This window comes from Treponema sp. OMZ 803 (genome assembly GCF_024181165.1).
Lineage (GTDB): Bacteria > Spirochaetota > Spirochaetia > Treponematales > Treponemataceae > Treponema.
In genome coordinates this window covers 295,795-314,954 of record NZ_CP051195.1, presented here as the reverse complement: position 1 = coordinate 314,954, position 19,160 = coordinate 295,795, and the positions used below count along the sequence as shown (strand labels likewise).

Genomic DNA, 19,160 nt, shown 5'->3' with positions numbered 1-19,160 from the left:
TACCATACAGTGAATTGGGAAAAAAAAGATATAGACCCGAGTGTTGTCCGCTCCATGGCGCAGCAATACGGCTGCACTCCGCTTGTTGCATCGATTTTGCTGCGGCGCGGTATTGCAGAAGGGAGCGAGGCGTTTTTTCACCTTGAAAACGATCTGCGCTATGTGCATAATCCCTTCCTTTTTGTAAATATGGAGGATGCCGTTGACCGGATCCTCGATGCGAAGGAAGAAGGAGAGCGGGTGCTTATTTTCGGAGACCGCGATGTGGACGGGATCACCGCCGTTACCGTGCTCTACGAAGCGCTGACCGATTTAGGTATCCCGACGACATGGCGTATTCCCACCGGCGACGAACCGTACGGACTTTCCTGCGAAGCGGTTGATGCGCATGAAGCCGACGGCGGTACCCTCATCATTACCGTAGACTGCGGTATTTCCAATATTCAAGAAGTTGCCTACGCTGCGGAAAAAGGGATTGATGTTATCGTTATCGATCATCATACCCCGCAGGATACGCTTCCCGATGCCGCAGTCATCATTAACTGTAAGGTGCCGGACTCAGGGTATCCCAACGGCCACCTTTCCGGATGCGCTACGGCGTGGAAGGTTGTTACCGCCCTGCGCTTCGGACTTCTCGATATTTATAAACAGCAGATTTGCCTATTGAATGTCCGCCCCGTCAACGATGCCTTTGCAGTGGAAGCTATCCATACGGTCAATTTAGTTGAAACGGCTCGAATCACCGAAACGATTATCCCCGGTATGGTTCCGTTTTCAGATACTCGGCTTGGCAGATTTTTGCAGGGGCAGCAGATTTTTGTCTGGGATAAAGAGTTGCAGCTCAAGCAGCTGGAAAAAGTGTTCGGTAAGGCGGTTGAGTTTTATGTGAGTGATTTTAGACTCGAATGCGCAAAGATTGCGCCTCAGCTTGCCGAGATGAGCCTTTTGCGGTTAAAGAATTTATCGCGGATTGGCAAGTACAACGACACGCCGATGTCCGAACTCGACGGCTTTTTCAATATCTTTATTACGCTTGTTCAACAAGCGCATAATATGTACGGTGAAAAAGAAAAGCGTGAATTACAGCTTGTCGCGCTTTCGCTGCTTGCAGACTTGATGCAGCTGACCGGAGAAAACCGGATATTGGTAAAGCAAGGCTTAGCAGCCATCAATGCCGCGCCGCGTGCCGGTCTTTCCGAGTTGATGATAAAACAGGGGCTTATCGGTAAGCACATCGGCACCAACGATATTGCGTGGAATATTACGCCTGTTATCAACGCAACCGGACGGATGGGTAAACCGGAAACGGCAATCAGACTTTTCCTTGAGCAAAACGCAGCGGTACGCAATGAACTTGCAGATGCGGTTGTTGCAATGAACGAGGAGCGGAAAGAACTCGGAAAGACCGGCTGGGCAATTGCCGAACCGATTGCGCGAGAAAGTCTTGCAAAATACCGCGAAAAGCTCACCGTTGTTGTAAGCGATAAAATCCATCGCGGCATTACCGGTATCCTTTCAAACCGGCTTGCAGATAAGTTTAACGTGCCGAGTATGGTTATCTGTCTTATGGAAGACGGAACCGCAGTCGGTTCGCTTCGTTCCGCCCGCGGCTATCGGGTGCTCTCTTTGCCGGAAGCATATCCCGATTTTTTCCTTGACTACGGCGGACATGCATTTGCCGCAGGATTCAGCTTAATGCAAGAAAAACTTGCGCCGTTTTTAAAGAAAGTTCAAGAATTCACCGCTGCTATCGAATTTGACGAAAATTCCGAAAACCCTCCGCTTTCCATCGATGCGGAACTCCCGCATGATTATTTAACGCCTGATCTTTTAACCGTACTTGACACCTTTGAGCCCTACGGCGAAGGGTTCCCGGCGCTGCAATTTGCCGCTAAAGGAATCAAACTAACCGCCGCCTCAATTATGGGTAAAACCCAGCCGCAGCATTTACGCCTTACGTTCGACTGCGGAGCATATAAATGGACAGCGGTGTATTGGCAGGCAGCGGATAAATTGAACGTCGAATTTAAAATCGGCGACAGTATCGATGCCGTCTTCACGTTGAGCCGGAATACCTTTAACGGCAATACGGTGCCTCAAATGGTTATTCAGGATATGCGGAAGACGGGCACGGGTATTTAAGCAGCGTTTCTCTTATACACAAAATTTTGAATAAAATTTTGTGTAATTTTTTTACGGCGGCGGGGCAAGCGTAGAGGTTCAATTCTGGTTGAACAGCTCCAGTTTTTCTGCGGGAATATTAAACAAGCATCTGATGCGCTTGCCCTGCACTTCGTTGGTGTTAGCGCCCTTGCCGAGACAAGGTAAGGTTTGCCAGCTCTTTGGGTAAGTCGCTGCCGCGCAGTGTGAGCGTATTATCGTCATTGCGGGTGTACTGGAGCTTCCACGTTGCATTCATGCTCCCTCAGTTGAATGGACTTGAAGTGTTGCGGCGAATCAGGAAAACGTCGAATACGCCGATTATTTGCTGCAGCTGCCGTGATTCCTAATTATTTTGCGGAGCTGTTAAAAAATCGCCTAGTGTATTTACCCTGGCACGCGGGGCGTTCCCTTGACAAAAGATGTCGAGAATATACACTATAAGCGATAATTAACATATCGACAGGCTGTTGAAAGATATCCTTTTGTGTTATAAGCTATTCTAAAAATATAGGACATTGAGATGCGTGTAATCGAAGACGAAAAGTTAGAAACAGTACATAAACAGACCGTAGAGTTCCCCTACAAGATGCAAATTGTCTCTCTTGTTATTTTTGTTGCGCTGATATTCTTACCTTTTGGTATGGACAAAATGGATCTTGTTAATCATACGCGAACGCCGCAGCTTCTCTACCCTTTTACAGTTTTATTCTCCGGCTTAGTGCAACAAAATTTTCTATTTTTTTATGTAAGTTGTTTTTCATTTTTTTTACTGCCCGTAGCATTCCTCATAATATTTATATCAATCTTTAATAAGAGAATAACACAGAATATCGTTATTATCTCTGCATTTGTTGCTGTAACGTGCTATCTTGCGGCTGCCATTTCAGGGATGACGGTATTTGCAAACACCATACGCTGGTTCCAGTCGCTAAGTATTTTGGTGTATATGGCCTTTTTTTTGGCACTTACGTTCCATATTTTTTTAATCAGCTATGGCATTGCATTAATAAAAGCGAGAAATGAAACGTATTCCGCATACAAACAACTTATTTTAGAAAGTGAAAAAACGGAGGAGTCGGATAAACAGCCGGAAAACAAAAAAAAATTCAATATAAAGCGACAAGTTCAAGAGTTGATCGGCCGTATAAAGTCTCCCCAAAAGAAGACACATCTAAAGAGTAAAATAGCCGGCGTAATTCTTATCGCAATTATTATTATTATTTCAGTCTTTATTTATACGGATTTAAAGAACTATAAATTGCTGTTAACGCAAAATGTGAATACAACCGGTAAGAACCAAGCCGAACAAGTGGCGGCAATCTACGGATTTTCTGACGGGCTTCATGCAAAAATAAGCGCCTTTCTCGAAGGAATAAAAAAAACGAATGCATCTTCCCCGTTTCCGCACCGACGCGTAGATATTATTACAACGGACAGTAAAGAACCGGTATTTCTTGATAAGATTGATAATACTACAGTGCTTCCCGATTTCAATGTATTCTCCTATACAACAGAACAAGGGGCGGTGCGCAATATACCCGCAGAAGAAAAACGCATTACTGCGGAAGAAGCTGCTCTTTACATAAAACATTTTCAAAATATAAATACCCGGAGCCAGCCTATTTATAAAGCGGACAAGCGGATGTGCCTTTATGTACACCCCATAACCTTTTCACGCAAAGACGGCCAAAGACTCGTCGGGTTTTCCGTCGTAACATATATGAAAGAGATACTTGACCGGCCATACTTCCAAGCAAAAGTATTTATCTTTGCACTTGCAGCTATTTTCTTGTATGCGGCGATAATTATTACACTTTTTCTTGCCGATTTTATTGCCGAGCCTATTATTCAGCTTTGTGTAAATATTAGAAAGACGACTAATATATTAAACGAAATATTTTCAGGAAATGCAAAGATCGATGCACACAAACTTGTGTTTGATGATAATCTTAAAACGCGTGACGAAATAAAAACGCTTTCAAAAGAAATAAAAAATATTATTACGCTTGTGCGTGGTATGCTTCCATATATTTCGTTCCATACTCTTAGAAATGCGGAAAAAGATGTCGGTTCCAAAAGTATCTCGCGAAATCTTTGTTTCCTTTTTACCGATATCAGAGGCTTTACAAAGCTTTGCGAAAAATTGCCGGCGAGAGAGGTCATATTGATGTTAAATCGCTACCTAAACATCGAAACTAAAATTATTTTTGATAACGGCGGCGATGTCGATAAGTATGTCGGAGACGAAATGATGGCTTTTTTTGCAGGTCCTAAAAAAGAGATCAACGCTTGTAAGGCAGCGATGGAAATACGGGAAGCACTCTATCGCGAACAGCTGGCAGCTCTAAAGGTAGGGAGAGAAACAATTTCTCTCGGCATCGGTATAAATACGGGCTACGTTATATTCGGCCCTGTCGGTTCCGAAACGAGAAAAGATTTCACTTCTATCGGTGATACGGTTAATTTGGCGGCACGGCTTGAAGGCGCAAATAAACAGTATGGATCAAAGACTATTATTTCTGAGGCCGTCTACAACAATCTGGGAAATGCATTTATTTGCCGTGAGCTTGATTATATAACGGTTAAAGGGAAAACGGAGGTTGTACGTATTTTTGAAGTGTTGCAAGAAGCTAAAAAAAGTACCGGCGATAAAATTTATGATTTAAAAAAGCTTTTTGAAACGGGGCTTGACTATTATCGGCAGCGGAAATGGAAAACTGCCGAAAAATATTTTTTGGAATGCGTAGAAAAATATAACGATAAACCGGCAAAAGTTTTCTTAGAAAGAATCGAACATTATCGGAGTTCTCCGCCGCCCGCAGATTGGAAAGGCGTTTTCGTTATGCGAGTGAAATAATCGGTTGGAGCCATCCTTTACAAACATGGGCAGGCAATACGTATAAAAAACGCCGATTAATCCTGATGGGTTAATCGGCGTTTTCCTTTTTTAGCTTCTATCAAAACTTATAGCGTAAGGTCGATAGTGTTTGTCCTTCACGTAATACATCGAACCATACTTCTTTTTTGAGCTTTGATAATTCACGATAGAATTCGCGCATATTCGCTACCGATACATCGTTTACCGCAGTAATAACGTCGCCGGATTTAAGCCCGATAATAACGGCGGGTGTTTTATTGGTAATGTTGGTTACCAGTACTCCCGTTTGCTTTTTATCGAGCTTTAATTTATCACGTATTTCATCACTGAGCTCGTAACCGATAAATCCCGGCCAGAGTTTTGACGAATCGGTAACGATGTTTTGATCTCGATCTTCAATTTTTACGGAAAGCGTTTGTTCTTTGCCGTCACGGATAACGACAAATTCTGCTGTCGTCCCGCTTCGGAGATCACCGACATCGCGCACGAGTTGATCGACACTTTTTACTTCTTTGCCGTTCAGCTTAACGACAAAATCTCCCGGACGGATGCCGCCTTTAAACGCAGGAGAACCTAAAAATATATCGATAGCCAATGCTCCGGTTTTTTCACCGAGCCCTAGGGCTTTCATAACCGTTTCGTCGGCGCTCGTCAGTTGGACACCGACCCATCCGTATTTCAATTTACCGTCGGAAATGAGCGAGTCGATTGCGCCTTTGACGTTGTTGATCGGAATGGAAAAGCCAAGCCCTTGGGATCCGCCGCTCGACGATGCAATCCAAGTATTAATGCCGATAACTTGCCCATAGATATTCACGAGCGGGCCGCCGGAATTCCCCTGATTGATTGCCGCATCGGTTTGGATAAAGTCGTTGATGTTATTATTCGGGCCGCCCGACCGTCCTACCGCACTGACCATACCGCGGGTAACCGTCGAAACATACCCGAGCGGAGAACCGACAGCAAATACGATATCGCCGACTTCTACTGCGTCGGAATTACCCAATTCGGCAATGGCAATATCTTTTTCGGTGGATTCAAACGAAACCAATGCGATATCCCGCCGCTGGTCACCACCGACCAATTTTCCTTCCGCAGTATGTCCGTTATACAACTTGACGATAATCTTTTCAGCCGTACCGGTAACATGCTGATTAGTCAGCACATAATAGGTGTTACCGCTCTTACGAACGATAACGCCCGATCCCATACCTTCTGATTTATATTCCTGTTCGCCGCTATCTTTTCCATCGGATTTTTCGCCGTTCTCCTGATTAGGCATTCCGAAGAAGAACCACGGGAAACCGTCACCTGAAAGCGGGTTTCTGACTTTCTTAATTTCGGTAACCGAAAGCGTTACCACAGACGGTAAAATCGCTGCGGATACCTGCCGGTTTGCGCTTTGCAGTCCTTCCAACAACGTAATCGTCTCTTTTGTAATTGCATCCGAATGCTTTGTATCGGCATAAACCGTTGTTGCCGAAGCAGGACTTGCAGAGCATGAGGATACAAAGACCATCACAACCATGCTTAATACTGTCGCGAATGACAGTAGTGTTTGAAATCTTTGTCTTAAATACATACGTTTACCTCCAATATGAGAACTTTGTAAAAGATGTAAGTTTTAGAAGCTCTCGTTTGTGTATCAACTGTTCCTTAAACATATAACATACTATTATGATACACCCATCGGCAATAACTTGACAGAGGTTTTATATTTTGTTTGTATGTACGGATGATACGGTTGGTAAACGTAAACAAACGGTACGGAGAACTTCAAGCGGTGGATAATATCAGCCTTGAAATTCCTTCCCATACGATTTTCGGTATTATCGGAAAAAGCGGCGCGGGAAAATCGACGCTCGTGCGACTGATAAGCCTTTTGGAACCGGTGGACTCGGGAGAGATTTACTACGGCGACTCCCGCGTAGACACCTTGACGGGTAAGCTCTTACGAAATCAGCATAAAAAAATCGGGATGATTTTCCAGAATTTCAATTTATTTGCATCGCGCACGGCTGCGGGCAATATCGCCTATCCGCTTGAAATTGCGGGAATGCCGAAGCGCGCTATCACAGCAAAGGTGGAAGAAATGCTGCACGTTGTCGGGCTTGAAGGCCGCGGTGATGCGCGGGTAAGTACCCTATCCGGCGGGCAAAAACAGCGGGTTGCTATTGCCCGTGCCTTGGCTGTTTCCCCCGATATCCTCTTTTGTGATGAAGCGACGAGCGCACTTGACCCGCAGACAACACGCTCAATTTTGGAGCTGCTCAAGCGGCTGCAAAAGGATATGAATTTAAGCGTTGTGATGATAACGCATCAGATGGAAGTAGTGCGCGATTGCTGTCAGCAAGTGGCCGTTATCGATAACGGCGCCGTGGCCGAAACGGGTTCCGTGCGTGAAATCTTCTCTGCGCCGAAGTCGGAAGTAACCAAAGACTTCTTAATGCATATCAATCCGCTCAATCCCGAAGACACGCAGCTTATCCGATGGTCTAAAAGCGGCGGCGCCTATACGCTCCGGTTCTCCGGCGAACTCACGAGTGAGCCTGTCTTGAGTAAAATTTCCCGCGATTATGGTATTGAGTTTAATATCTGCGCAGGCGGTATGCAAAAGGTCGGGGAAACGGTGGTCGGCACCCTCTTTGTCGATATTAACGGTTCCTCCGAAGATATGCAAAAAGCGTTTGCTTATCTTAATCAAAACGGTATCAAAGTAGAGGAGACACATAAATGAGTTCATGGTCAGCGTTAGTGCAGCTGGTAGGAACGGCGACGGGGCAAACGCTTATAATGGTATTCTTTTCTACGCTCTTTTCTTTTATACTCGGAGCGCCGCTCGGCGTGCTGCTGTGCATCACTGCGGAGGGGAACCTGATGCCGAGACCGGTGGTGCATCAACTTATCGACCGGGTGGTAAACGTGTTACGCTCATTCCCGTTTATTATATTGATGATTTTACTCTTTCCGTTTTCACGGCTCATCATCGGTACCAGCATCGGAACCGCTGCAACGGTCGTACCGCTTTCCATCGCTGCCGCCCCTTTTGTTGCACGGGTTATCGAAAGCGCCTTGCTGGAAATCGACCGCGGTGTTATCCAAGCGGCTCTCGCGATGGGCTCTTCTACGATGGAGATTATCTTTAAAGTGATGATACCGGAAGCGCTGCCGCCCCTCGTCGCAGGCATTACGCTCACTATTATCAACCTTATCGGGTATTCGGCAATGGCGGGCGCAATCGGCGGCGGCGGTCTCGGCGATTTGGCAATCCGGTACGGCTATCAGCGGTTCCGCAGCGATATTATGCTGGCGGCGGTCATCGTCATTTTAGTGATGGTAGAGCTTATTCAATTTATCGGCACGAGGATCAGTACGGCACTTGCAAAACGGCGGTAATAACATTAAGAAGAAAAACATTGCGGGGATGCCAAAAAAGTAACTACCTTTTGATACATCCCTAATATTGGAATACAACTCTGACATATTGCCTTCTTTCCAATGTCTTGTTTCTCAATGTCTTGTTTTCCAATTGACCTTTCACCGATAGTATGCGAAAATAAAGAGTTGTTCCCCATCGTAATCAACCAAATCTACAGATGAGGGCAAGAAGGAGTATGAAACCTATGTTAAAAAAATTGGTTAGCATTCTGTCTGCGGGACTGATGATTGCGGCTCTTATGTCGTGTGCGCAGGAAAAAAAGGAAGAGGGACCTATCACGCTTCATTATTGGACGCATGAAGATCCCGCCCGTACGGAGCTTGAAACAAAGCTTATCGCCGAATTTGAAAAAGCAAATCCGAATATCAAAGTAGAGCGGACAACTCAGGGCGCTGCAAAGCTGATTGAGCTGGTACAGACCGCTTTTGCAGCTAATCAAGGGCCTGATATTTTCAATTTATCTATCGAAGATGAATATTCTTATGTTGCAAATGGCAGAGTCGCTCCGGTCGATCCCAAGGCCGCCGGTTATGCCGATCAGGCAGCAATCTATGACAGCTATTTGCCGGAAATTCTCAATGCCGTAACAAAAGACGGAAAACTATATGGTCTGCCGTTGGAAATTACCAACTGGTGTATCTATATCAATAAGAAGATTTTCCGCGATGCCGGTTTGGATCCCGAAAAAGATTATCCCAAAACATGGGAGGATATGGTTGCCGTTTCCGAAAAATTGGTTATCCGCGACGGCGATATCTTGGTACGCAGAGGGTTCGATTTCCGCTATCCGTATTACCTTGTTGCCTTTGTTCCGATGGTGGAACAGCTCGGTGGTCAGCTGATCAGCGATGATGGAAAAACAGCGATTGTCGGTGATGAAGCATGGATCAAATTCCTTACCTTTATGCGCGATTGGGGTCCCTCCGGAAAGAACCTCGGTTCTCCTACCTACAAGAGCGCACGTAACCTGTTCAACAAAGACAATAACGATATTGCAATGGCGACGACCGGTTTATACCAGCAGGGACGGATCCGCAAGGATAATCCCGACTTCTATAATAGTGGTGAGTGGATGGTCGTTCCGTTCCCTCAATTTAAGAACGCAGTTAAAGAAGTTCCCGCTTGCTATTACGGACATTTCTTAATGGTTAACAACGATATTTCCAAGGCGAAGCAGGAAGCTGCATGGAAGCTTATCGGCTTTTTACTCAAGCACGGTGAAGACTACCTACGCGAAGGCGGTAACATTATTCAGCCGACCAAAGCGCTGCTCGATTCGCAGACACTCAAAGATATGCCGTATTCCGATGTATTTATCAACGATATGAACAAAGGACACATGGTGTACTACGGAGCGAACAGTGCTGAGTTGCAAACGGCAATCCGCTCAGCAGTTGAGTCGGTTATGCTGTCCGGCGTAGCTCCTGAAAAAGCACTTGAGTCTTTGCGAGCAACGGCTCAAGAAATTCTTGACGAAGAAAACAAATAGTTAGAACAGTCATTAACAGCCTCTAAAAAACGGTATTTTTAGAGGCTGTTTCATTCATGCGGAGGGTTTAATACCCGCCGCCCTCGGCAACGCTCTGCGTCGGAGTTGTTGATTAAACCTGTTCGGAAACTTCCGTTTCGACAACCAAGCTATTGAACAGGTCTAGTATTCATCGGTAAAAGGAAAAGCGGTTATGTCTAACTCAAAAAAAAGCGGCGGTATCGAAAAAAAGATCGCACGGTGGGGTGTTATTTTTGTTATTCCCGCAGTGTTATTTTTTGCCGTATTCAGTTTTTATCCTATTATAAATGCGTTCATCGAAAGTTTTTTCGATAAGCGCGTACTCAGCAATATTCCCCCTAAGTTTGTAGGGCTGCAAAATTATTTCTATATTTTTGACGCTTCCCGATACGATAATCCGATGTCATTCTTAAATTCGCTGCGTGCAACGGTTGTGTTTACGCTGGGGACATTTATACCGCTTGTGATATTAAGTCTCTTGTTCGCGGTGCTTATCAGCTCATTGCAGCGGAACAGTTTAAAAAAAGTTTTTCAGATAGCGTATTACACGCCTGCTATTCTATCGTCTGTTGTTGCTGCGGCGATTTGGCTGCTTATTTTTGATCCTCGCGGACTGGGAAATTACTGGATTAATAAACTCCTTTCCACACCCGGCGTTGACCATCAATGGTTACTAAACAGTACGATGCTTCAACTCTCTACAATGATTGTATATTTTTGGAAATATATCGGATACTTTGTTATTCTTTTTATTACCGGTCTTTCGACCATTCCTCCGGTGGTGTACGAAGCGGCTTTAATCGACGGTGCAAATAGATTCCAAGTCTTTTGGTCGATTACGCTGCCGCTCCTTAAACCGACGGTTGTATTGGTTTCAATTATGGCGATGTTGCAGTGTTTAAAAACGTTCAGCACCCAATATCTCTTTACCCAGAATGGAGCGTCGCTCGGGCCGATTAACGTTATCACGTTGAATATCTATCAGACCGGTATTAAGCTGCAGCGGATCGGCCGTGCAAGCGCGATGAGTATCGTATTATTTTTAATGATGCTCCTTTTAACATGGCTGCAATTCCGCTCGTCAAAACCCGACGAGACGGATTATTAAAAGAGCGCCGTAAGACACATAGGAGTTAAATATGAAACAATCTATGACGACGGGAGCGCTTTCGGTTATTAAAATAGTATTATTGCTGGCGCTTGCAGCTTTTACCGTGATGCCGCTTATTTTTATGTTGACCGCTTCATTTATGTCGGGAAAAGAGATTATGCAGATGCCGTATAAATGGATTCCCGAAAGCTGGCAGTACGTCAACTTCATAACGGCAATGAAAGGTAACGACGGCAATTACATTTACGTTCGAAATATTATCAACTCGTTTATCGTGGCGATTACCGTATCATTTACTACAGTTCTCCTCGCATCCATCACCGGTTACGGACTGGCTAAATTCAAATTCCGCGGACGGAACCTCATCTTTATGCTAATTATGGCAACGATGATGATTCCGTTTGAGGCTATTATGATACCGCTGTACATGATTGCAACGAAGCTGCATATCCAAAATACATACACGGGTTTGATACTGCCCTTTATGGTGAGCGCATTCGGTATTTTTATGATGCGCCAATACCTTATCACCTTTCCAAATGAGTTTTTGGATGCGGCGCGCGTGGATGGAATGCATGAATTTTCCATCTATTCGCATATCGTATTACCGAACTGCAAACCCGTTATCGCGACGCTCGCTATTCTTTCGTTTAGAACGCAGTGGGATAACCTGCTGTGGCCGCTGCTGGTTTCTCAGTCCGATACGATGAAAACTATCCCACAGTACATCACCTCATTTACAGCCGAACGGAGTACCGACGAAGGCGCAATGATGGCCGCCGCCGTTATTGCCAGTATCCCGATGATGTTGATTTTCTTCGGGCTTTCCAAATATTTTATTGGAGGGTCGGTGGTTTACGAATCCCGCAAAGGGTGATCTTTTGAAAATATGCATACCGTCTACGGCGTTGCAGAGCGAATAACAGTCCTCGACGTGCAAAAAGCACGCCTGCGGGTGTTATTCGCTCTGCGCCTTGTATCCGGTACCACTATTTTCAAAAGCGCTGGAAAGGCGGCACATCTGCGTTGTCGCTACGCCGAAATAAATGCTCAACGTACAGCAAGTACGCCTCCGCTTTATTTCGGCTAGGCTCCTAACATCTGTACCGTCTATTTCAAAAGGCTTGCGGAAAGGGGCATCTACTGTGCCACTATTTTCAAAAGCGCTGGCAGGGGGATACCCTTTTCGTTGCAGCGCACAAATTAATCCTCAACGTACAGTAAGTACGCCTCCGCTTCGCTTTTGCTAAACTCCTTGTAGTTTCAGAACGGACATGGATGTCCGTGGTAATAAACAGGAGCGAGATTTGAGTTATGCACAAATCTCGTCGTTGAACAGTGTACACGGACGTACACTGTTCAACAGGCTATTTTCAAAAGGCTTACGGCAAAAGCTTTTCAGAACCGCCACGGACGGCGGGGATTCCACACAGCAGCAAGTTTTTCGTGAGAAAAACTTGTCGTTGAACAGCGTACACGGACGTACACTGTTCAACAGGCTATTTTCAAAAGCGCTGGAAAGTAAGGGCTATACAATCGGTAATAAAACAAAACTTTTGGGACAGCCCCGTCGCTGCTGTTTAGCTTCCCCGCCATCTATGGCGGTGTTGTATATCCAAAGAACGATACTCAACACCCACAAGTACTGTATCTCTTTCATAAAAAGCCCTCTTATAATTCTAAGTCTATAAGATGGCTTTTTATGAAAAGTTTGACAAAAAGTATTACATATTGTATAGTAAACTATGGGAAACGATAAAATAGCACAGCGTCTTTTTGAATGGGATTATGAAAAAGAACAACGCAATATAAAAACACACAAAATTTCATTTGAGACGGCAAAACTCGTTTTCAATGATAACAATCGTCTCGAATTTTTTGATGTAAACCACAGCGGTATGGAAGATCGCCTTATCACAATAGGAAAAGTAGATAAAATACTATTTGTTGTTTACACCGAACGAGGCGATAAAACACGGATTATATCTGCAAGACCCGCCACTAAAGCGGAAAGGAGACTCTATGGCAATAGTTACATCGGTTTTGTATGGTAATGAAAAACCTACCAAAGAACAAATTGAAGAGGTTAGACAAGCCGCAAAAAAGCCTATTGTATACGATGAAGATTGCCCGCCGCTAACCAAAGAGCAACTAAAGGAATTTGCACGTATCGCAAAAGAACAGCGCAAGCTCCGAAAAAAACAGGTCGTAGCAATCCGGCTTTCTCCCGAAACAGCCGAAAAGGTCAAAGCGCTTGGTAAAGGGTATAGTTCAGTTTTAAGCCGCATTATAGACGAAGCATTCCGTAATCCCGAACTTTTGCATAAATGTCTATAATGCAAAATCTCGTCGTTGAACAGTGTACACGGACGTACACTGTTCAACAGGCTATTTCCGCTTTTTGTAGGCAGCGGCGGAGCCTGCGCTAACGGGATGTTTCTTTCTCGTGTCTTTGTCGCGGAAAAAGGCTTCGCGCCGGTTCCCTTCACGCAGTTTTCGTGAAGGGCTTTTTTTTGTATAGCCGGCTGTATGCGGGCTTTTTTCGTTTACGCTATCCGATTTTGTGTCGATGTGGATGTGCGGCATGTTGGTTTTTTTCTTTGAAAGCCTCAGCGCTTCGTGAGCGGCATCGGCCGGTAAATCTGCGAGCGAAAAACGGTCGAATAATTCGATACGGTCAACCGCATGTTCGGGGATGGAAAGCAAGGTACTGAAAAACTGTGCGAGGCTCCGCTTGCTTGTCCCGTCCTTTCTACCAAGGCCGATATAGAGCCGGATGGTATTCCCGCCGGAGAATTTTCCGCGCTTGTCTTCGGTGCGGGGGACTTTGATATTTCTGTAATGGGATGCCGACAGTACCGAACCGTAATGCAACTGTAGCACGGCGGCAAGCACTTCGACGCTGCTAATATTCTTGACGCCGGATACCGCGGTCTCAGCGCCGAAAGCAACGGCTTCATCAATGTTTGCAGTATTTGCAACAGCAGTATCGGTACCATCGGCGGCGTTTTCTTCTGCTGTGGCGAAGCTTGCTTTGTTTTCGGCTAAGAGTTCCTGTGCGAGTTCGATAAAAGGCTTGTTGACCGTATGTTCGGCACGGACGGTATCCAGCTTCCGCCGCAGATCGGAAAAGAGCCGCTCCTGTTTTTGTGCGAGAACTTTTTCTATAGAAGGAATTTTTCCTTCCTGCAGCTCGCCACGTGCATGGCGGCGCAAATAGTCGATCCTGCGCCGCTCATTCGGGCGGATAAAGCTTACCGCCGTCCCCTTCGCCCCCGCCCGTCCGGTTCTACCGATACGGTGCGTGTACGTGGGACCGTCATACGGAATAGAATAGTTGACAACGTGCGTAATCCCTTCGATATCGATACCGCGGGCGGCGACATCGGTTGCAACGAGAATACGGGTTTTCCCCGCCCGAAAACGGCTCAAGATTTTTTCGCGCTGTCCCTGCGGGATGTCTCCATGCAAAGCGGCGGCTTCGTAATGCCGTTCGTCAAGCTCTTTCGCAACCGCATCGGCGTCAACCTTAGTTTGGCAAAAGACCAGCCCGTAAAAGTTTTCGGCGGTGTCGATCAGACGCACCAAGGCCTCGCTTTTATCTTCTTCCCTCACCATCCAAAAAAACTGTTCGGTAAGCGGCAGCGGTTCTTCCGATGCCTCTTCTTCTACAATTTCATATTCGCCCATAAAGTCGGTAGCGATTTTCAAAATCTGCTTGGGCATCGTCGCCGAAAACATCAGTACTCGCGAATCGGGATTCGCCTTTTTGAATATCGTTTCGATATCTTCGATAAAGCCCATGTTCAGCATTTCATCAGCTTCATCTAAAATAAAATAGTCGATACTGTCCAAATTCAGTGAGCCGCGCTCTAAATGATCGATAACACGGCCGGGGGTTCCTACGACAATTTCGCATCCGCGCTTTAAGTTTCGTAATTGTTCGACAATCGACGCGCCACCGTATACGGTCGTGATACGGGGATAGGTTCCTTCCTTAAACGATTCTATTTCCGAAGCGACTTGCAGCGCAAGTTCGCGAGTAGGCACCAATACCAACGCACGCGGTTTTTCCCGCGGTTCCCTCAATTCCTGTACAAGCGGCAATCCGTAGGCGGCGGTTTTACCGGTACCTGTTCTCGCCTTTGCAATAACGTTCGCATCGCCGTTTAAGAGGCGCGGAATTGCCAACACTTGAATGGGTGTCGGCTCTTCAAATCCTTTTGCCGCTACCGCATTCAACACGGACTCATCGAGTCCCAAATCTCTAAAAGATATATCCATAATCGGTGCGAGTATATCAGATACGAAGATAAGTTCATAGCCTGCTTTACAAAGGAAAGCTAATATGTTATAGTGCTTATCTTGGAAGCCGGCGTGGTGAAATTGGTATACACGATAGACTCAAAATCTATTGGGGGCAACTCCGTAAGGGTTCAAGTCCCTTCGCCGGCATGTTCTTCAATTCACCACTTGTTAATCCACCGGTCTTCAATCTATCAAAACTATTAAAAATTAAATATGGAACGAAAAGACGCAGAACTTGCATTTTTATTGCAATATGAAAATGTCGCATGGTATGAAAAAGGGTGTGTCAGAATCCTTGACCGGCGCATCTATCCCGAAAAAATAACGTATGTCGAATGTTCTTCGTGGCAGGAAGTCCGGCAGGCGATTGCCGATATGGTAACCCAGAGCGCTGGGCCGTACACGGCTGCCGCTATGGGGATGGCGCTTGCAGCATATCAAGTGCGGAATGAAGGGGCGGAGAAGCAGCGGCGTTTTCTTGAAGAGGCGGCACAAGGGTTGGCTCATGCCCGGCCGACGACGGCAAACAGAATGGGACAGATTACGGCGGGCAGTCTTGCTGCGGCTGAAAATGCCTTGAACGCGGGGCAAGATGTAGTAACCGCCCTTTTTAACACTGCAATAGATTCGCTGAATCGGCGTTACGGTATAATGGAAAAGGTTGGAAGCTATCTTGCAGGGCTTTTCCCACAAGGAGGCGGCGTTCTTACCCAGTGCTTTGGGGAAACGATTGTCGGGATGATGCTGAAGGCAGCCCGTGCGCGCAATAATCCCGTTAGAATAATCTGTGCTGAAACACGGCCGTTCTTGCAAGGCGCTCGCTTAACCGCAAGCTGCGCCGCCGATATGGGGTTTGACACCACCGTTATTACCGATAATATGGTTGCCTATATGATGCAGCAGGGGCACGTCGATCTTTTTACCTCGGCAGCGGATACCATTACGCGGGACGGGCATATCGCAAATAAAATCGGTACTTTTCAAATTGCCCTGCTTGCGGATAGGTTCGGGATACCGTACTATGTAACCGGTATACCGGATGCAGATAAAAATGATGCCGCCGATATCCGCATCGAACAGCGTAATCCTGAGGAAGCGCTTTCGTGCCATGGGGTGCGGCATACTCATCCTGCGGTAAAAGGAATCTATCCTGCGTTCGACATTACGCCGCCTCAGCTTATCCGTGGGGTTGTAACCGATAAGGGGATATACCGTTCCCAAGAACTCGGTGCGTATTTCGATACGCCGCAGGAGCGATTCTATTAGATTATTACGAGATTGCTAGGTTGTTACTATGGATATACAAAAAGTTCCTTATACCCGCGTTATTACTCCGGCTCCACGCCGCCCCATCGAAGATGCAGTACCGCTGTTTGGGTCGTACTCGGGGATGTTCCGTACCTTTGACATACGGGGCGTCAAAAAGCCGTTTGGGAATTTGCCGCTCCCGTCGTTCATTACTGACACTCGCATAACAGACACATTGCGGCTTCTTTTTTGCGACGATAACCTTATCGGCGAAATTGAATTTTTTTACGGCGGATATTTTGCCTTTATGGAGACAACGCTGTGGAATCGGCGCACGAACCGCTTGCTTGCCTACCGGCAACTTTTGCCGCTGGGGTTTGTGCACCTGCCCAAATACATTGCGTACAGTGTTGCAACCTGCCGCGTTAAACGGCGGTACGTGCGTATCTTTTCCCGCCTTTCCAAAGGAATGCTCTATGCCGATTTTGATTTTCTTGCTGCCAACGATCGGCCGTCATGCGAGGGCAGGCTCGATTTTGATTCGCGCTCACCGCAATGTACCGACTATTCTGCCGTTATTCCTGCTTTTGTGAGCCGTCGGTGCCAAGCCGTGTATTTTCGCTCGTTTGCCGTAAACGGATGGGTTACTTTTGGGCATAACCAAGATATACAGCTGAGTAAGGCAAGCGGAGTCGGCTTTTTAGATTTCAGAAAAACATATACGTCTCCTCATACAAAGCGAAGCGTTGTTATCGGACTGGGATTTATCGAGGGAGCTCAGGTTTCTTTTCATTTAAGTGATTCCATCGCTCCGGACAGCTACAGCTATAACGACAATATTTTATTTTACGGCGGAAAACGAATCCCGTTACCACCGGTGCGTATTACATACCCGTTCGGATCTTCCAAAAACTGGATTATCCAAGATACCGAAAATATGGTCGATTTAACCTTTACACCCGGTGCAATTTCGCAACGGAGCTTGAACATACTCGTCTGGCGGCGGGATTATAAGACTATCTGCGGTACTTTTGAAGGCTCTTTTTTAATTGAAGACGGAGTTGTACTCAAACTAAAAGGATTTCCCGGCATTGCAAAAAAAGTCCGGATGCGGATGTAAGCTTTACTGTATGGGGAACCTCTAAAAACTGTAAGCCTATCAGCTTGTTCTGTAAGGAATAATCGTCGTATCCGCTAACGCGGACTGCGAATCAGTTTTGAGAGGTTTTCCTTAGATTTAATTTGCGTTATGAGTTACTATTCCTCTTCCGTGTTCCGTGACTCTTGAAATTGATAGATAAAATCGGCAATGGGTTCCAGACCGTTTTGGATATGCATCATATCGATTTTCTTTTCTATAGAAGCCAGTAGTGAATCATCGGCTATTATTTCTTTTACTTTTTTTATTATTTTACGCGGTTTTGGAATATACCAACCGAGGTTGTTATTAACAACATAGAGCATATTCCCGAGTTCCTGCCCGCGCACGTAACTTGCAAGGATTAACGGCTTACCGGCGGACAGTGTTTCCATAACAGTAGCAGGGCCACCTTTAGTGATAACGCAATCGGACACATTGATTAGATCGGGCATACAGGAGACAAACCCGAACACCTGAATATTAGCGATGCGCGTGGTTTTAAGCAGGATTTCCAGCTGCGTTTTTAACACTTTATTTTTACCACAAATAACAATTAAATGAGCTGGGCAGCGTTGAAAGATAAAAGCGTTGACAATAGCAAGCGTCGCTTTTAACCCTTCTCCGCCGCCGACAACCATCACGATTTTTTTATCAAGCGGGATGCCATGTTTTTTTTTAGCGGCAATTTTTTCGTCGAGCGTATACCGCCGGTCAAAATTCCGCGAAAGCATAATAGGAAATTGATGTACTTGTTCCGGTTTAAAGCCGTAGTACGAGATTGCTTCTCTTTGCAACTTCCGTGAAAAGACGATAAGCTCGGTATCTTTTTCATAAAACCACAACGGATGCGCGGTGAACGGATCCATCACAATGGAAATAAGCGGGATGTTAGGGTTTACTCTATTAATGGCAATCCGTGCAAGCGGGATAAGTATTTCGTGCAGGCAAATCAGTTTTGTAATTTTTTCGGTTTTAAGAAACGTTATCAAATTTTTTACAAGAAAAGGGCGCAACAGCCATTTACAAAATGTTAAAACGGTTTTCGACTTCGTTAATTGATAGAATGCGACATAACCGAGTTCAAAGTAGTTTGAAGTTGCAAGATACCCTTTTTCAAAAAAAATACGTGCAACCAAATTAGTGCTATTAAAGCCGTTTTGCGGTATATATTCGGCATTATCCGGATATTTTTCCTTTAAGCGCGCTACTAAGGCGTTCGCACCGGAAATATGTCCGCCGCCTGTCTTTAGGTATAAAAAGCCGATACGTTGTCTCATTATAGACACTATATCAAAAAGAGGTTATAAGCGTAAAGACGATGGGATTGAAACGCTGTAACCAAGTTTTTCTACCGTCGCCATA

15 protein-coding genes and 1 tRNA gene are annotated in these 19,160 nt (G+C 45.7%); 13 read left to right on the top strand and 3 right to left on the bottom strand.

Annotated features, from left to right (window positions below; genetic code table 11):
* Positions 1 to 9 precede the first annotated feature (9 nt).
* Positions 10 to 2,142, top strand: coding sequence for a single-stranded-DNA-specific exonuclease RecJ (gene recJ, locus ABH09_RS01410; RefSeq protein ID WP_253714924.1), 2,133 nt, complete (start codon positions 10 to 12; stop codon positions 2,140 to 2,142).
* Between the two features lie 541 nt (positions 2,143 to 2,683).
* Complete coding sequence (locus ABH09_RS01400; RefSeq protein WP_371922119.1) at positions 2,684 to 5,020, top strand: adenylate/guanylate cyclase domain-containing protein; 2,337 nt, start codon at positions 2,684 to 2,686, stop codon at positions 5,018 to 5,020.
* A gap of 100 nt (positions 5,021 to 5,120) precedes the next feature.
* Here ABH09_RS01400 and ABH09_RS01395 read toward each other — a convergent pair whose 3' ends face one another.
* Complete coding sequence (locus tag ABH09_RS01395; protein ID WP_253714923.1) at positions 5,121 to 6,623, bottom strand: Do family serine endopeptidase; 1,503 nt, start codon at positions 6,621 to 6,623, stop codon at positions 5,121 to 5,123.
* A gap of 153 nt (positions 6,624 to 6,776) precedes the next feature.
* Between ABH09_RS01395 and ABH09_RS01390 the strand changes: the two genes are divergently transcribed.
* From ABH09_RS01390 to ABH09_RS01355, 8 genes are all read left to right on the top strand, one after another.
* Positions 6,777 to 7,778, top strand: coding sequence for a methionine ABC transporter ATP-binding protein (locus tag ABH09_RS01390; RefSeq protein ID WP_253714922.1), 1,002 nt, complete (start codon positions 6,777 to 6,779; stop codon positions 7,776 to 7,778).
* A complete protein-coding gene (locus ABH09_RS01385; protein WP_253714921.1) occupies positions 7,775 to 8,437 on the top strand; it encodes a methionine ABC transporter permease in 663 nt (220 codons plus the stop codon). Before ABH09_RS01390 ends, ABH09_RS01385 begins: the two co-directional genes overlap by 4 nt.
* Positions 8,438 to 8,664: 227 nt before the next feature.
* Positions 8,665 to 9,969: an ABC transporter substrate-binding protein gene (locus tag ABH09_RS01380; protein ID WP_253715716.1), complete on the top strand. Its 1,305-nt coding sequence runs from the start codon at positions 8,665 to 8,667 to the stop codon at positions 9,967 to 9,969.
* A gap of 193 nt (positions 9,970 to 10,162) precedes the next feature.
* A complete protein-coding gene (locus ABH09_RS01375; RefSeq protein WP_253714920.1) occupies positions 10,163 to 11,098 on the top strand; it encodes a carbohydrate ABC transporter permease in 936 nt (311 codons plus the stop codon).
* Positions 11,099 to 11,129: 31 nt separating this feature from the next.
* On the top strand, positions 11,130 to 11,978 hold the full coding sequence (locus tag ABH09_RS01370; protein ID WP_253714919.1) for a carbohydrate ABC transporter permease: 849 nt from the start codon (positions 11,130 to 11,132) through the stop codon (positions 11,976 to 11,978).
* A 430-nt stretch (positions 11,979 to 12,408) separates the two neighbouring features.
* Complete coding sequence (locus tag ABH09_RS01365) at positions 12,409 to 12,792, top strand: hypothetical protein (protein ID WP_253714918.1); 384 nt, start codon at positions 12,409 to 12,411, stop codon at positions 12,790 to 12,792.
* Positions 12,793 to 12,846: 54 nt separating this feature from the next.
* Entirely contained in the window at positions 12,847 to 13,155 is a 309-nt protein-coding gene (locus tag ABH09_RS01360; protein WP_253714917.1) for a BrnT family toxin, read from the top strand.
* Entirely contained in the window at positions 13,124 to 13,438 is a 315-nt protein-coding gene (locus ABH09_RS01355) for a BrnA antitoxin family protein (RefSeq protein ID WP_206182465.1), read from the top strand. Before ABH09_RS01360 ends, ABH09_RS01355 begins: the two co-directional genes overlap by 32 nt.
* A 51-nt stretch (positions 13,439 to 13,489) precedes the next feature.
* Here the strand turns inward: ABH09_RS01355 and ABH09_RS01350 are convergent, their stop codons facing one another.
* Positions 13,490 to 15,385, bottom strand: coding sequence for a DEAD/DEAH box helicase (locus ABH09_RS01350; RefSeq protein ID WP_253714916.1), 1,896 nt, complete (start codon positions 15,383 to 15,385; stop codon positions 13,490 to 13,492).
* An 87-nt stretch (positions 15,386 to 15,472) separates the two neighbouring features.
* On the opposite strand from ABH09_RS01350, the gene ABH09_RS01345 reads away from it, so the two are divergent.
* The 3 genes from ABH09_RS01345 to ABH09_RS01335 all read left to right on the top strand — a co-directional run bounded on the left by ABH09_RS01345 (position 15,473) and on the right by ABH09_RS01335 (position 17,777).
* Positions 15,473 to 15,556: transfer RNA gene (locus ABH09_RS01345), tRNA-Leu, on the top strand.
* A 66-nt stretch (positions 15,557 to 15,622) separates the two neighbouring features.
* Positions 15,623 to 16,675 carry a s-methyl-5-thioribose-1-phosphate isomerase gene (locus tag ABH09_RS01340; RefSeq protein ID WP_253714915.1) on the top strand — a complete coding sequence of 351 codons (1,053 nt, stop codon included), beginning with the start codon at positions 15,623 to 15,625 and terminating at the stop codon, positions 16,673 to 16,675.
* Positions 16,676 to 16,703: 28 nt separating this feature from the next.
* Complete coding sequence (locus tag ABH09_RS01335) at positions 16,704 to 17,777, top strand: DUF2804 family protein (RefSeq protein WP_162662126.1); 1,074 nt, start codon at positions 16,704 to 16,706, stop codon at positions 17,775 to 17,777.
* Positions 17,778 to 17,914: 137 nt separating this feature from the next.
* Here ABH09_RS01335 and ABH09_RS01330 read toward each other — a convergent pair whose 3' ends face one another.
* On the bottom strand, positions 17,915 to 19,075 hold the full coding sequence (locus ABH09_RS01330) for a glycosyltransferase (RefSeq protein WP_253714914.1): 1,161 nt from the start codon (positions 19,073 to 19,075) through the stop codon (positions 17,915 to 17,917).
* Positions 19,076 to 19,160 lie beyond the last annotated feature (85 nt).